At 68.0% G+C, this 14,408-nt stretch carries 10 protein-coding genes; 7 read left to right on the forward strand and 3 right to left on the reverse strand.

Features of this window, described 5'->3' with window-relative positions:
* The first annotated feature begins 68 nt into the window (after positions 1 to 68).
* The 3 genes from WS46_RS18640 to WS46_RS18650 all read left to right on the forward strand — a co-directional run bounded on the left by WS46_RS18640 (position 69) and on the right by WS46_RS18650 (position 1,809).
* A complete protein-coding gene (locus WS46_RS18640) occupies positions 69 to 1,115 on the forward strand; it encodes a LysR substrate-binding domain-containing protein (protein ID WP_059691470.1) in 1,047 nt (348 codons plus the stop codon).
* 104 nt (positions 1,116 to 1,219) lie between these two features.
* Entirely contained in the window at positions 1,220 to 1,429 is a 210-nt protein-coding gene (locus WS46_RS18645; protein WP_059691391.1) for a hypothetical protein, read from the forward strand.
* Positions 1,429 to 1,809, forward strand: coding sequence for a type II toxin-antitoxin system VapC family toxin (locus WS46_RS18650; RefSeq protein WP_059523923.1), 381 nt, complete (start codon positions 1,429 to 1,431; stop codon positions 1,807 to 1,809). Before WS46_RS18645 ends, WS46_RS18650 begins: the two co-directional genes overlap by 1 nt.
* Before the next feature lie 53 nt (positions 1,810 to 1,862).
* Here WS46_RS18650 and dapA read toward each other — a convergent pair whose 3' ends face one another.
* The gene (gene dapA / locus WS46_RS18655; protein WP_059691392.1) at positions 1,863 to 2,756 is read right to left on the reverse strand and encodes a 4-hydroxy-tetrahydrodipicolinate synthase; all 894 of its coding nucleotides are present in this window, start codon (positions 2,754 to 2,756) and stop codon (positions 1,863 to 1,865) included.
* 452 nt (positions 2,757 to 3,208) lie between these two features.
* On the opposite strand from dapA, the gene WS46_RS18660 reads away from it, so the two are divergent.
* Entirely contained in the window at positions 3,209 to 4,228 is a 1,020-nt protein-coding gene (locus WS46_RS18660) for a sulfate ABC transporter substrate-binding protein (RefSeq protein WP_059523927.1), read from the forward strand.
* Between the two features lie 156 nt (positions 4,229 to 4,384).
* Positions 4,385 to 5,353, forward strand: a complete 969-nt coding sequence (locus tag WS46_RS18665; protein WP_059691393.1) for an ion channel — start codon at positions 4,385 to 4,387, stop codon at positions 5,351 to 5,353.
* Between the two features lie 74 nt (positions 5,354 to 5,427).
* Here the strand turns inward: WS46_RS18665 and WS46_RS18670 are convergent, their stop codons facing one another.
* Entirely contained in the window at positions 5,428 to 6,042 is a 615-nt protein-coding gene (locus WS46_RS18670; RefSeq protein ID WP_059691394.1) for a glutathione S-transferase family protein, read from the reverse strand.
* 382 nt (positions 6,043 to 6,424) lie between these two features.
* Here WS46_RS18670 and WS46_RS18675 point away from each other — a divergent pair, with 382 nt between their 5' ends.
* Positions 6,425 to 6,982, forward strand: a complete 558-nt coding sequence (locus WS46_RS18675; protein ID WP_059691395.1) for a sugar O-acetyltransferase — start codon at positions 6,425 to 6,427, stop codon at positions 6,980 to 6,982.
* A 1,983-nt stretch (positions 6,983 to 8,965) separates the two neighbouring features.
* Positions 8,966 to 12,538 carry an indolepyruvate ferredoxin oxidoreductase family protein gene (locus tag WS46_RS18680; protein ID WP_059691396.1) on the forward strand — a complete coding sequence of 1,191 codons (3,573 nt, stop codon included), beginning with the start codon at positions 8,966 to 8,968 and terminating at the stop codon, positions 12,536 to 12,538.
* Between the two features lie 90 nt (positions 12,539 to 12,628).
* Here the strand turns inward: WS46_RS18680 and WS46_RS18685 are convergent, their stop codons facing one another.
* Positions 12,629 to 14,296 carry a Na+/H+ antiporter gene (locus tag WS46_RS18685; protein WP_059691397.1) on the reverse strand — a complete coding sequence of 556 codons (1,668 nt, stop codon included), beginning with the start codon at positions 14,294 to 14,296 and terminating at the stop codon, positions 12,629 to 12,631.
* Positions 14,297 to 14,408: the final 112 nt, after the last annotated feature.

Genomic DNA, 14,408 nt, shown 5'->3' on the forward strand with positions numbered 1-14,408 from the left:
GCGACCTACATTCATCCTGAAAATCGGAAAGTTTTTGATGAATCGTTCGATAAAACGGGATGATTGAAATGTCCGGACAAGACAATGCCCACGGCGCGGCGGCGCTCGCGGCACCCGATGCCACGCTGGCCCGGCCGAACTTCGACGTCGCGGCGTTGCGCAGCCTGGTGGCGGGCGTGGATCTCGGCAGCTTCGCGAAGGCCGCCGATCGCGTCGCGCGTTCGTCGTCGGCGGTGAGCGCGCAGATCCGCAAGCTCGAGGAACAGGCCGGCACGCCGTTGTTCGTGAAGGCCGGACGCGGGCTCGCGCTGACCGACGCCGGCGACGCGATGCTGCGCTATGCGCGGCGGATGATCGAGCTGAACGACGAAGCGGCCGCGGCGGTGCGCGGCGTGAATCTCGACGGCTGGGTGCGGGTCGGCCTGCAGGAGGACTTCGGCGAAGCGATCCTGCCCGACGTGCTCGGGCGTTTCGCGCGGGCGCATCCGAAGGTGAGGATCGAGGCGCGCGTCGCGCGCAATGCCGAGTTGCTCGAGCGGCTCGACGCGAACCAGCTCGATCTCGCGCTCGTGTGGGGCGACCCGGCGTCGGCGACGCTGGTGTCGCGCGCGGGCATCGACAGCGACGCGATCGCGCAGGTGCCGATGCAGTGGATCGCGGCGGTTGGCGCGAGCGGCTTCGGGATGCCGGACGGCGACGGGCCGGCGGACGCGGCCGACGACGACGGCGCGCGTCTTCGAGCGATGCGCGCGTCGGGCGAGCCGCTGCCGCTCGTCGTGTTCGACCGGCCGTGCCGCTTCTTCGGCGCGGCGACCGATGCGCTCGATCGCGCGGACGTGCCGTGGCGCGTCGCGTTCACGACGCCGAGCCTGGCCGGGCTGTGGGCCGCGGCGGCGGCCGGCCTCGGGCTGACGGTGCGTTCGCACTACGGGCTGCCCGCGTCGGTGCGCGTGCTCGACGCGGCGTCGTCCGGGCTGCCGGCGCTGCCGAGTCTGCCGTTGATGCTGCTGCGGCGGACGTCGTCGGCGACGCCGACCGTCGAGCGGCTCGCGCGGATCGTCACGCAGGCGGTGCGGGACGCGACGGCGGGGGAGGGGGTGGCGCTGGCGGCGTGACGAAACCTTTCGTGGCAGCGCGTCGGCGTCCCTCTGCTGATCGGCCGAATGGAACGATCGGGTGAACCCGACTACAGTGATGGACACCTGTACCGGAGGTCATCATGCAAAACGCGAAGCTGCCTAATGGATGTTCGATCGCCTCGTCCCAACTGGGCGACGTATCGAGCCCGGCTGACGGAATTCCCGTCGATCCCGTCGAATCGGCGAAGCTGCCGGTGCGATTCGGCGTCCTGCAAGGTCAGGCCTGGATCGCAAACGACTTCGATGCACCGCTGCCGGATTATCTGCTGGACGCATTCGAGGGACGCTGATGCGCTTGTTGCTCGATACGCACATCTTTCTATGGATCGTGACCAATGACCCGAAGCTGAGCACGCGGGCGCGCAAACTGATTTCCGCAGCCGACGAGCGCTTCGTCAGCAGTGCGAGCATCTGGGAGGCCGCCATCAAGGCGGGCCTCGGGAAGCTCGACATCGACGTGGGGCGATTGATCGGCTCGATCGGCACGAGCGGGGTGCGCGAACTGCCGGTTCGTGCCGTGCACGGGGCCGCAGTGCGTGATTTGCCGCACCATCATCGCGACCCGTTCGATCGCTTGCTCGTCGCGCAGGCTCGGCATGAACCGCTGAAACTCGTGACGGCCGACGCCCAGCTTGCACGCTACGGCCTGTCGGTGGTTCTGACTGTTTGAAACAATTCGGGTGCAGAACTCGTTGGTTGCCGAGCCGCGCAGCGCGTCGCTGCCTATGCCACGGCAATGTCCGGCTCGATCTCGTCGAGTGCAGCAAGCGTTGCTGCCAGCCTCTCCCGCAACCCCTCGCTCGCCGGCACGAACGGCAACCTCAGCCCGTCCTCGCACCACCCCTGCGCAGCCAGCACCGCCTTCACCGGCGCCGGATTCGGCTCCGCGAACAGGGCCGCGACGAGCGGCTGCAGCGCGACCGACAGCCGTCGCGCGTCGGCGAGCCGGCCGTCGCGCAGCAGCGCGTGAATGCGCACATGCCATTCGGGCAGCACGTGCGCGCTGCTGGCGATCGCGCCGTGCGCGCCGGCACATAGCGCGGCGAAGTTCTGGTTGTCGTCGCCGGAGAGGATCGCGAGCGGCGTGTCGTGCACGAGCCGGCTCATCCGGTCGAGCGTCCCGCCGCACTCCTTGATGCCGGCGACGCGCGGATCGCGCGCGAGCGCCTGCAGCGTTTCCAGTTCGACGTTCACGCCGGTGCGGTACGGGATGTTGTAGACGAGGACCGGCAGGTCGGCCGCATCGACGATCGTTTCGACGTGGCGGCGGATTCCGTCCTGCGTCGGCCGAACATAGACGGGCGGCGTGACGAGCAGCCCGTCGGGTCGCAGCGCGGCGAGTTCGCGTGCGCGGGCGGCCGCGAAGTGCGTCGCGCTCGCGGTGAGCCCGACGACGATCGGCAGGCCGGGCACGGCATCGCGCAGCGTCGCGAACACGGCGTCCTGTTCGCGCGCGTCGAGCAGCACGCCTTCACCGGTCGTCGCGCCCGCGACGAAACCCGCGATGCCCGCCGCCGCATAGCGACGCGCGAGCCGCGCGAGCGCACCGTGGTCGACCTCGCCGTCGTGGAACGGCGTGATGATCGGCAGCCAGATACCTTCGAAACGTGTGTGCATGAAAAGCCTCAAGGTGGAAACGGAGTGGGAAGGAACCGTTCCGCCGGCGGTGTGCCGGAGCGAGGCATGCGAGCAAGGAGAATGAAACGACCTGCGTGCATCCCGTCCGGCATTCGCCTGACGGGACGCGACGTCCCCGTCAGTCGAGGAGTCGTTTTTTCAGTTTCAGCCCGGCCGCGCGCGCACCGGCCGCGATGGCGGCAAGGATCGAGGGCGAGCGCAGGGCAGCGGACATGGATGAACCGTGAAATGGGCTGAGCGGCGATCTTAACATCGGATCCGGCGCGTACGCGAGCGACGCGCGCCGTTTAGCAGAATTCGAGATTTGCTTTGCACGACAGATTGGAAAGCGCGCGGCGTCCGGCCGCTAGAATGCCCGCTTACGTTTCGATGACAGCGCGTACGCGTGCCGTCACGCACATTCACCACCACTGGAAACGGGGCATATCACGATGGCAAGCATCAACGGGATCGGCCGCTGGCTGCATACGGGCGCCGCGGCGGCGCTGGTCGTGGCGGCAACGGCCGCGCACGCGGACACGTCGATCCTGAACGTGTCGTACGACGTGACGCGCGAGCTGTACAAGGACATCAACACGAGCTTCGCCGCCGCGTACAAGCAGCAGACAGGCGAAACCGTGACGATCAAGCAGTCGCACGGCGCGTCGAGCGCGCAGGCGCTGTCGGTGCTGCAGGGGCTGCAGGCCGACGTCGTGACGATGAACCAGCCGAACGACATCGACCTGCTCGCCGAGCGCGGCCAGCTGCTGCCGAAGGACTGGCGCGCGCGCTTCCCCGACGGCAGCTCGCCGTACTCGACGACGATGGTGTTTCTCGTGCGCAAGGGCAATCCGAAGGCGATCAATGACTGGAGCGATCTCGCGAAGCCGGGCGTGCAGGTGATCATCGCGAACCCGAAGACGTCGGGTAACGGCCGCTACGCGTATCTCGCCGCGTGGGGCTACCAGAAGCAGAAGGGCGCGACCGACCAGCAGGCGCTCGACTTCGAGAAGGCGGTGTTCCGCAACGTCCCGGTGCTGGACTCGGGCGGCCGCGGTGCGACGACGACCTTCACGCAGCGCGGCATCGGCGACGTGCTCGTCACGTTCGAGAACGAGGTCGCGCTGATGGACACGGGCGCGTCGGGGGCGGAATTCGACGCCGTGTACCCGTCGGCGAGCATTCTCGCGGAGCCGCCCGTCGCCGTCGTCGACAAGGTCGTCGACAAGAAGGGCACGCGCAAGGTCGCGCAGGCGTATCTCGACTACCTGTACACGCCGCAGGCGCAGGAGATCATCGCGCGTCACCATCTGCGTCCGCGCGACGCGAACGTGCTGAAGAAGCATGCGGCCGAGTTCAAGCCGCTGAAGACGTTCAGCGTCGAGCAGGTTTTCGGCAGCTGGGCGAACGCGCAGAAGACCCACTTCGCCGACGGCGGCACGTTCGACCGCGTGATCGTCGACCGCAAGTAAGTACGCCGCACGCCGCGCGCGTGCCGGCGGGACGACCACGAAACCGGCCGCCCATGCGGCCGGCTTTTTGCGCCTCAGGCGAAAAGCCTGCGCCGCATCCCCGGCCGCCGCCTTCGCGTGCTACGCTCATCGCCTTCCTGCTTCAGGCCTCGCGCGATGAACGACGATCCGTCCTCCCCAGCTTCCCGCGGCCGCGGCCGCAAGATCTGGTCGGGCACCCGCCCCGTGATTGCATACGGGATGCCGCCGCTCGGCTGGCGCGACCTCTATCACCGTGCGCTGACGGTGAGCTGGCCCGTATTCTTCCTGTCGCTCGCGGTGCTGTTCCTGCTGCTCAACGGCGGCTTCGCGACGCTTTACCTGCTCGGCCACGCGCCGATCGCGAACCAGTCGCCGCCCGGGTTCGTCGGCGCGTTCTTCTTCAGCGTCGAGACGCTCGCGACGGTCGGCTACGGCGACATGCATCCGCAGACCGTCTACGCGCACCTCGTCTCGACCTTCGAGATCTTCATCGGGATGTCGGGCATCGCGCTGGCGACCGGCCTCGTGTTCGCGCGCTTCTCGCGGCCGCAGGCGAAGATCCTGTTCGCGCGTTACGCGATCGTGCGCCCGCTGAACGGGCAGATGACGCTGATGGTGCGGGCCGCGAATGCGCGCCAGAACGTGATCGCCGAAGCGCAGGCAAAACTGCGGCTGATGCGCCTGGAAGGCACGCACGAGGGCTATACGCTGCGCAAGATCCACGACCTGCCGCTCGTGCGCAGCGAGCATCCGATCTTCCTGCTCGGCTGGAACCTGATGCACGTGATCGACGAAACGAGCCCGCTGTTCGGTGAAACCGCCGAGTCGCTCGCCGCGCACGACGCGTCGCTGCTGATCACCATCGAAGGTTCCGACGAGACGACCGCGCAAGTCATGCAGGCGCGCTACTCATGGGCGCATGCGGAAATCCGCTGGCGTCACCGTTATGTCGACCTGATGCACGACGAAGGCGGCATCACGCACATCGACTACACGCATTTTCACGAAATCGTGCCGGTCGACGCCGATACGGACGAGCGCGGCTCGCCGGGCGTGGTGGTCGGGGCCGATGCGGCGACGCAGGCGCCCGGGCCGGCTGCATGACACTGGCGAGCGGCGCGAACCGGCGCCGGCATTCGGTCGCGGCAGCCGCGATCGAATGCCGCGCCGTTCATGCGTCACGCATGCAGCAGACGCGCCGCTTCCCGCTGTTCGACCGCGACCGCGCGGCGATGGCCGTCGCGATCCTCGGCGCGCGCGACATAGTCGCCGAGCACGCCTTCGTGCGGCAGCAGGTGCGCGTCGAACGCGATCTTCAGCGTGCTGGCGAGCAGCAGGTCGGCCGCGGTGAAGTGGTCGCCGACGAGCCAGCGGCTGTGGGCGAGCGTTTGCGCGAGCGCACGCTGCACGCGCGCGATGTTGCCCCAGCCGAAGGCGACGGGATTGCCCGACGCACCGGTGAATTTCTCGGCCATCGCGGGTTCGAGGCAGGTGGGCGTGAAGAACATCCATTGCAGGAAGCGACCGCGCAGCGGATCGTCCGGCGCGATGCCGAGCCCGGCGTCCGGGCAGCGATCGGCGAGATAGAGCAGCACGGCGCCGGATTCGGCGAACGGTTCGCCGCCGTCGTCGAGCGCGGGCAGCTTGGCCATCGGATTGACCTGGACGAACGCGTCGCTGCCCTGTTCGTGCGAATGCAGGTCGATCGGCACGAGCTCGTAGACGGCGCCGATTTCCTCCAGCATCCACAGCGCCCGGAATGCCCGGGTCTTCGGCCAGTAGTAGAGCTTCATCGCGCCTCCGCGTCTCGGTGTGCGTGTCGGTTCGGTGGATGCTCAAGCGTACCCGAGCGGGAGAGGTTCGGACAGGGGCGAAAGGCGCAAGCGGGTAACGAATTTCCCGCAAAGCCCGGTGTCGCCGAAGTTCATGAAATAACTAGTTATTGATTCACTAGTTATGAATTGATGTGTGGGCGCCCGGCCGATGCGGCAGCATCAGTGACGGGTCGCACGAGCCCGGACGACGTTCGTCGACCGCGCGCGAAACACGAAAACCGGGTCACCCCGCGCGGGGCGACCGAGGGATTGAATTCAGGCCAGGCGGTCGCATTCGGCGAGTCAGGTGCTGCGTGATGCGCAGCGTGCCGGTGTGATCGCGCACGGAGAACAGCAACGAATGGCGAACGACGATCGCACCACGATCATTCCGCGACGCACGCCGGAATCGGCCGCGATGCGCGCGGAGCTCAAGCGGACGATGGCGATCACCGCGCGGCTCAACCATCTGACCTTCGACGATGCGGACGAAGTCCGCGCATTGTTCGGAGAACTGATCGGCAAGCCGTTGGACGACGGCTTCCTGCTGATCCCGCCGTTCTACGCGACGGGTGGCGCCGATACGCGGATCGGCCGCAACGTGTTCGTCAACCAGAACTGCACGTTCTACGACCTCGGTGGCCTCGACATCGGCGACGACGTGATGATCGGCCCGAACGTCAGTCTCATCACGTCGGGTCATCCGGTCGAGCCGTCCCGCCGACGCGACGCCGTCGTCGCCCGGCCGATCGCGATCGGCCGCAACGTATGGATCGGCGCGGGCGCGACGATCATCGGCGGCGTGACGGTTGGCGAGAACGCGGTCGTCGGCGCGGGTTCCGTCGTGACACGCGACGTTCCGCCGAATACGCTGGTCGGCGGAAACCCGGCGCGGATCATCCGTTCGATTGCCGAATGACGGCGCTTGCGGGTGCGGCCCGATGCGCAGCGAATGTGGACAACCGGCCGCGCCGTTCACTCGAAATGCTGTGGATTCGACCGGTGAGCGTGCACCCGGAGGTCGAATTTGCAGGGCTTTCCGGCATGTGATGCCGATCGCTGGCAGGGGCAGAAGCCGACGTTGCCGATGCGCCGGCGGAAAATGTTCGCGCCGGGCCGGTTGTGGATATCCCGGCCTCGAAACCACTCGGCATGCTGTGCATTTCACCGGTGAGTGCGACGTCGTGCGACCGGATGCGCGAGGCAGGGTGTGGACAACCGGGCTCCCGACGACGAAAAAAGCTGTGCCCTCGAATGGTGAGCGCCGTCGACCGATTGCGCGTGAGGCTTGCCGGGTGTGGACTTCCGGGCGTCGCGAAATCCGGAACGCCGCGCATTCTAACGGCGCGCGCGGATCGGCGATAGCTCCGCACGCGTATCGCGGTGTGGATATCCTGCCGCACGATCCACTCGAAGCGCTGTGTATTTCAATGGTGAGCGTCGCGCCCGGCCGAACCGGGTGTCGGCTTGCGCGCCCGTTCGTGATCGTCGATCGCGGCTTCGAGGGTCGCGCATTCTACCCGCACTCGCGATCGCGCGTTTCATTCGAGTATGTGCCGCGATGTGGATATCCGGTCGCCGAATCCAGTCGACGTGCTGTGTATTTCAGCGGTGAGCGCGGGCGCGTGCGGCTCGGCCATGTCGGTGCGAGCCCCGACCGACGGGCCTCGGCGGGGTTGCGGGCACCGCTGTTCACGCCCGAATCGGCGACTGCGTGCGACACCGTGCCGACGCTCACCGTTGAATTTCACAGCGTTTCGAGTGGTCGTGGGTCGGGCTATCCACACCCGGGGCGGCGTCCTTGCTCGATCGCCATCCTGCTGCTCACCATCGGAATTCACAGCGTTTCGAGTCGTCGTGGATCGCGCTGTTCACGCCGGGATCGGCGCGCTCTTTCGATCGAGTGCCGTCGCTCACCATCGGAATTCACAGCGTTTCGATTCGTCGCGAGTTGGGCTGTCCACACCTGAATCGGCATTTTCGTTCGGTCGCGTGCCGGCGCTCACCATCGAAATTCACAGGGTTTTTAGTGTCTGGCGGCGACGATATCCACACGCGGATCTGCGCCGCGTTCAGTTGCGCGACGACATGTTCCGGTGAACGCCAAAGCCGCGCCAGTGCTCGCGCAGGGACGCCTATCCGCGAGAAGCCGGCACCCGACGCGAGCCCGCCGCACCCATGCCCGCATTGCCGTGACGACCGGACCGCCGCTCCCGAGCAACGCGAGCGCGGACAGCGGTGTGGATATCGCACCGCCGAATCGACTCGCAAATCTGTGCTTCCGACAGGTGAGAGCGAACGTCGCAGTGGCCGGGCAGGAAGCCGGCGGTGTGGATATCTCCCGCCAGCATCGACTCGTCGCGCTGTGAATTTCAACGGTGAGCGTCGGCATCCGCTCGAACCGCGGAGCGATCGAGGTGTGGACATCCGGCCTTCGACGCGACTCGAAACCCTGTGCAATCGACCGGTGAGCACGCCCAACCGCTTCGCCCGCAGCCCGCGGTCCCCGGCATTGTGGACATCCCGCATCCACGACCAATCCGAACGCTGTGCATCCGACGGGTGAGGACGCGCCCGTTCCGCCGCGCGAACCCTTGCCACACGGCCCGCGAGCGCCCACCGCAGGGGTCGCGGGCCGCCTCCCGCATGTCCCCGCGTTTTCGACGCAACCGCTTCGTCCACGCCGATGCGCTTCCGGAAGCCGTCCGCCACCCCGCGCGAAAACTCACTCAATTCCCGGCCAAAACCTGCGCAGTTTTTCTCGCTCCGGCGTCGCCCGAGCAAGATGAGAAAAAACTTTCTCGCCTTCCCGCGAAAAAATAGAGCCATCCAGTTGCTCCCCGGCCGGCGTCGCCCGACGCCCCGGTGCACGGCATAGAACACACAATCAGGAGACATCCCCATGACCGCCCGACTGCCCGTCGACGGCACGCCCGCTCTGTCCGACTACCGCCTGACCGACAACCTGACCGCCACGCGCGGCCGGATCTTCCTGACCGGCACGCAGGCGCTGGTGCGCCTGTTGCTGATGCAGCGCGCGTCCGACACCGCGCAGGGCCTGAACACGGCCGGCTTCGTCAGCGGCTACCGCGGCTCGCCGCTCGGGATGGTCGACCAGCAGCTGTGGAAGGCGAAGAAACTGCTCGACGGCGGCGGCGTGCGCTTCCTGCCCGCGATCAACGAGGAACTCGGCGGCACCGCCGTGCTCGGCACGCAGCGCGTCGAGGCCGACCCGGAGCGTACCGTCGATGGCGTGTATGCGATGTGGTACGGCAAGGGCCCCGGCGTCGACCGCGCCGGCGACGCGCTGAAGCACGGCAACGCATACGGCTCGTCGCCGCACGGCGGCGTGCTGGTGGTGGCGGGCGACGACCACGGCTGCGTGTCGTCGTCGATGCCGCACCAGAGCGACTTCGCGATGATCGCGTGGCACATGCCGGTCGTGAACCCGTCGAACATCGCCGACATGCTCGAGTTCGGCCTGTACGGCTGGGCGCTGTCGCGCTTCTCGGGCGCGTGGGTCGGCTTCAAGGCGATCTCGGAGACCGTCGAGTCGGGCTCGACCGTCGATCTCGACGCGCTGCAGACGCAATGGCCGGCGCCGACGGGCTTCACGCCGCCGGCGGGCGGCCTGCACAACCGCTGGCCCGACCTGCCGAGCCTGACGATCGAGGCGCGTCTCGCGGCGAAGCTCGACGCGGTGCGCCATTTCGCGCGCACCAACAGCATCGACAAGTGGATCGCGCCGAGCGCGCACGCGAACGTCGGCATCGTCACGTGCGGCAAGGCGCACCTCGACCTGATGGAAGCGCTGCGCCGGCTCGACCTCACCGTCGCCGACCTGGAAGCGGCCGGCGTGCGGATCTACAAGGTCGGCCTGTCGTATCCGCTCGAGATGACGCGGATCGAAACCTTCGTCGACGGCCTGTCGGAAGTGCTCGTCATCGAAGAGAAGGGCCCGGTGATCGAGCAGCAGATCAAGGACTACCTGTACAACCGCGCGGACGGTGCGCGCCCGCGCGTGCTCGGCAAGCACGATGCCGAAGGCGCGTGCCTGCTGTCCGAGCTCGGCGAACTGCGCCCGTCGCGCATTCTGCCGGTGTTCGCCACCTGGCTCGCGCGTCACAAGCCGGCGCTCGATCGCCGCGAGCGCGTCGTCGATCTCGTCGCGCCGCAGATCCTGTCGAACGAGGCGGACGCGGTGAAGCGCACGCCGTACTTCTGCTCCGGCTGCCCGCACAACACGTCGACGAAGGTGCCGGAAGGCTCGATCGCGCAGGCCGGCATCGGCTGCCACTTCATGGCGTCATGGATGGAGCGCGACACGACGGGCCTGATCCAGATGGGCGGCGAGGGCGTCGACTGGGCCGCGCACGCGATGTTCACCAACACGAAGCACGTGTTCCAGAACCTCGGCGACGGCACCTACTTCCATTCGGGCATTCTCGCGATCCGCCAGGCGGTCGCCGCGAAAGCGAACATCACGTACAAGATCCTCTACAACGATGCGGTCGCGATGACGGGTGGCCAGCCGGTCGACGGCAGCATCTCGGTGCCGCAGATCGCGCGGCAGGTCGAGGCGGAAGGCGTGTCGCGCTTCGTCGTGGTGTCCGACGAACCGGAGAAGTACGACGGCCATCACGGCCTGTTCCCGAAGGGCACGACGTTCCATCACCGCAGCGAGCTCGACGCGGTGCAGCGCGAGCTGCGCGAGACGCCGGGCGTCACCGTGCTGATCTACGACCAGACCTGCGCGGCCGAGAAGCGCCGCCGCCGCAAGAAGGGCGAGTTCCCCGACCCGGACAAGCGCCTGTTCATCAACGACGCGGTGTGCGAAGGCTGCGGCGACTGCGGCGTGCAGTCGAACTGCCTGTCCGTCGAGCCGCTCGAGACGCCGCTCGGCCGCAAGCGCCGCATCGACCAGTCGTCGTGCAACAAGGACTACTCGTGCGTGAACGGTTTTTGCCCGAGCTTCGTGACGGTCGAAGGCGCGGCGCTGAAGAAGGCCGCGGGCGCGGCGTTCGACGAGGCGGCGCTCGCCGTGCGCGTCGACGCGCTGCCCGTGCCCGCGACGCATCTCGACGCGGCGCCGTACGACATGCTCGTCACCGGCGTGGGCGGCACGGGCGTCGTGACGGTCGGCGCGCTGATCAGCATGGCCGCGCACCTCGAAGGCAAGAGCGCGTCGGTGCTCGACTTCATGGGCTTCGCGCAGAAGGGCGGCTCGGTGCTGTCGTTCGTGCGGATCGCGTCGAGCGACCGGTGGCTGAACCAGGTGCGCATCGACACGCAGCAGGCCGACGTGCTGCTCGCGTGCGACATGGTCGTCGGCGCGAGCGCCGAGGCGCTGCAGACGGTGCGCCACGAGCGCACGCGGATCGTCGTCAACACGCACCGGATTCCGAACGCGTCGTTCGTGCAGAACCCGGACGCGAACCTGCACGCGGATGCGCTGCTCGAAAAAATGCACCATGCGGCCGGTGAAGGCTACCTGTCGAGCTGCGACGCGCAGGCGCTCGCCGCGAAGTTCCTCGGCGATTCGATCGGCGCGAACATCCTGATGCTCGGCTACGCATGGCAGCTCGGTCTCGTGCCGGTGTCGCTCGCCGCGATGATGCGCGCGATCGAGCTGAACAACGTCGCGGTGCCGATGAACAAGCTCGCGTTCGCGATCGGCCGGATGGCGGCCGGCGACACGGCGGGCCTCGATGCATTGTGGAACGCGCGTCACGCGGTGGCCGCGGCGGTTGCGCCCGAGACGCTCGCCGAACTGATCGCCGATCGCGAAGCGCGCCTCGACGCATACGGCGGCGCGCGATACGTCGAGCGCTACCGCGCGCTGGTGAGCGCGGCGCGCGCGAAGGGCGACGATGCGCTGACGCGTGCCGTCGCGACGACGTTCTACCGGCTGCTCGCGGTGAAGGACGAATACGAGGTCGCGCGACTGTATGCGGACGGTGCGTTCCGCACGGCGCTCGAAGCGCAGTTCGAAGGCGTGCCGGGGCAGGACTATCGCGTGAAGTTCAACCTGGCGCCGCCGACGGTTGCGAAGGCCGGGCGCGACGGCAGCGCGCCGAAGAAGCGCGTGTTCGGCCAGTGGATGTGGCCGGTGCTCGGCACGCTCGCGCGCGTGCGCGGCCTGCGCGGCACGTGGCTCGATCCGTTCGGCCGCACCGCCGAGCGCAGGATGGAGCGCGCGCTCGCGGACGACTACGAGACGACGCTCACGCGCGCGCTCGCCGCGACGACCGCCGGCAACGCGGCGCAGGTCGCGCAGCTTGCGGATCTTCACGCCCGCGTGCGCGGTTTCGGTCACGTGAAGGTGCGCAACCTCGCGGGCGTGAAGCGCGCGGAGCGCGAGCTCGCGCTGCAACTCGGCATCGACGCGGCGACGAGCGCGGCCGTGCAGCACGCGCTCGACGAGATGAAGGGCGCGGGGATGCTGAAGGGAATCCCGGTCGTGATCGCGAAGTGACGCGAACACGTGCGGATGTGAAAACGGCGACGCCTGCGCGTCGCCGTTTTTTTATCGGCAAGCCGTGCAATCGCGCCGCGGCGCGGCCGCTCAGATGATCCCTTTCTTGCGCGTCGACAGCGCCGTTTCCGACAGATCGATCTCGCGGATCAGCTTCGTCAGCGTCTCGTCGGAAATCCTGCCTTCGCTGCGCAGCCGGTACAACACCGAACGTTCCGCGCGCACCGCGGCGATCCGCATCTGCAGCTCCATCGTTTCGGTCTGCTTGGCTTCCGCGCGCGGCGTCGGGCCGTCCTCGGCGAGCGCGGCCAGGCGGCGGCGATACTGGTCCATCACGCGCGCGGAGATGTCCGCGCAGCGCGCGGCGCCCGATTCGTCGAGAGCGGCCGAGATCGCGTCGTGCGACGAGTCGATCGCGCGGATCGCGGCCTGCGCGGCGGCCGCGCGCGCGGTGCGCTCCTCATCGGCGAGCGGATTGCGCGTCGAGCGCACGCCGCGCAGCAGCAACGGCAGGCCGATCACCGCGACGACCAGCGAACCGAGGATCACCGCCGACGCGACGAAGATCGCGGTGTCGCGCCCGGGCAGCGGCGCGCCGTCGGACAGCGCGACGGGGATCGACAGCACGCCCGCGAGCGTGACCGCGCCGCGCACGCCGCCGACCGTCATCACCGCGATCGTGCGCACGCCCGCCATCGTGCCCGCGAGGCCGTGGCGCGCGGCGCGGCGGCTCGCGATCCAGCGCAGCAGCCAGACCCACAGGAAGCGGATCGCGTACAGCGCGAGCATCATCGCGCATACGTTGAAGATCATCCGGCCGACGAGCGCGTCGCTCGTGTGATGCGCGTCGACGAGCGCGCGGCCGATGATGTGCGGCAACTGCAACCCGAGCATGATGAACACCATGCCGTTGAACACGAACTCGATCATCGCCCACGTGCTCTCGGCGCGCACGCGCGACGCGACCGTGCTTTTGCGGGAGAAGCTCGTGTAGTTCATCATCATCCCGGCCGACACGGCCGCGAGCACGCCCGACAGCTCCAGGTGCTCGGCGAACAGATAGGCGGCGAACGGCACGAGCAGCGTCATCACGATGCCGGGGGCCGGGTCGCCTTCCTGCTCGGCGTTCAGGAAGCGCGTCGACAGCGCGCTGAACACCCACGACACGATCGCGCCCGTCGCGAGCCCGCCGGCGGCGACGATCACGAACGTGATCGACGCATCGCGCAGCGAGAACACGCCGGTCAGCGCGGCCGCGACCGCGAACTTCAGCGCGACCAGGCCCGACGCGTCGTTCATCAGCGCCTCGCCTTCGAGGATGTGCATCAGTTGCGGCGGAATCCGCCCCTTGCCGGCGATGCCCGACAGCGCGACCGCGTCGGTGGGCGACAGCACGGCCGCGAGCGCGAACGCGATCGGCAGCGGCAACTCGGGTATCAGCCAGTGCGCGAAGTAGCCGACTGCGAGTACCGTCATGAACACGAGCCCGAACGCGAGCATCAGGATCGCGCGGCGCTGCAGGTACAGCTCGCGTTTCGGAATCCGCCAGCCGTCCGCGAACAGCAGCGGCGGAATGAACAGCAGCATGAAGATTTCGGGATCGAACGTGACGTGCAGGTTCAGCTTCGGCCATGCGAGCATTGCGCCGAACGCGATCTGCATCAGCGGCAGCGGCAATTGCAGTGGCAGGATGCGCGTGACCGCGCCGGACAGCGCGACGGTCAGCAGCAGGATCAGGACTGTGAAGACGATTTCCATCGATACGGCGATTGCGGAGAATGAAACGACCGTACGGAGTTTAGCGTGGCGACGTGACGGGTGCGTTCGAGTGCGCCGGTGCGCATGCACGCGAACGGTGCATCCGGCCTGC

It is taken from the genome of Burkholderia sp. RF4-BP95 (genome assembly GCF_001521985.1).
Lineage (GTDB): Bacteria > Pseudomonadota > Gammaproteobacteria > Burkholderiales > Burkholderiaceae > Burkholderia > Burkholderia diffusa.

Coding starts and splice junctions, on each gene's coding strand:
- dapA (WP_059691392.1), bottom strand. CDS start 2,756: ATGCACACACGTTTCGAAGGTATCTGGCTGCCGATCATCACGCCGTTC.
- WS46_RS18660 (WP_059523927.1), top strand. CDS start 3,209: ATGGCAAGCATCAACGGGATCGGCCGCTGGCTGCATACGGGCGCCGCG.
- WS46_RS18665 (WP_059691393.1), top strand. CDS start 4,385: ATGAACGACGATCCGTCCTCCCCAGCTTCCCGCGGCCGCGGCCGCAAG.
- WS46_RS18645 (WP_059691391.1), top strand. CDS start 1,220: ATGCAAAACGCGAAGCTGCCTAATGGATGTTCGATCGCCTCGTCCCAA.
- WS46_RS18685 (WP_059691397.1), bottom strand. CDS start 14,296: ATGGAAATCGTCTTCACAGTCCTGATCCTGCTGCTGACCGTCGCGCTG.
- WS46_RS18640 (WP_059691470.1), top strand. CDS start 69: ATGTCCGGACAAGACAATGCCCACGGCGCGGCGGCGCTCGCGGCACCC.
- WS46_RS18650 (WP_059523923.1), top strand. CDS start 1,429: ATGCGCTTGTTGCTCGATACGCACATCTTTCTATGGATCGTGACCAAT.
- WS46_RS18670 (WP_059691394.1), bottom strand. CDS start 6,042: ATGAAGCTCTACTACTGGCCGAAGACCCGGGCATTCCGGGCGCTGTGG.
- WS46_RS18680 (WP_059691396.1), top strand. CDS start 8,966: ATGACCGCCCGACTGCCCGTCGACGGCACGCCCGCTCTGTCCGACTAC.
- WS46_RS18675 (WP_059691395.1), top strand. CDS start 6,425: ATGGCGAACGACGATCGCACCACGATCATTCCGCGACGCACGCCGGAA.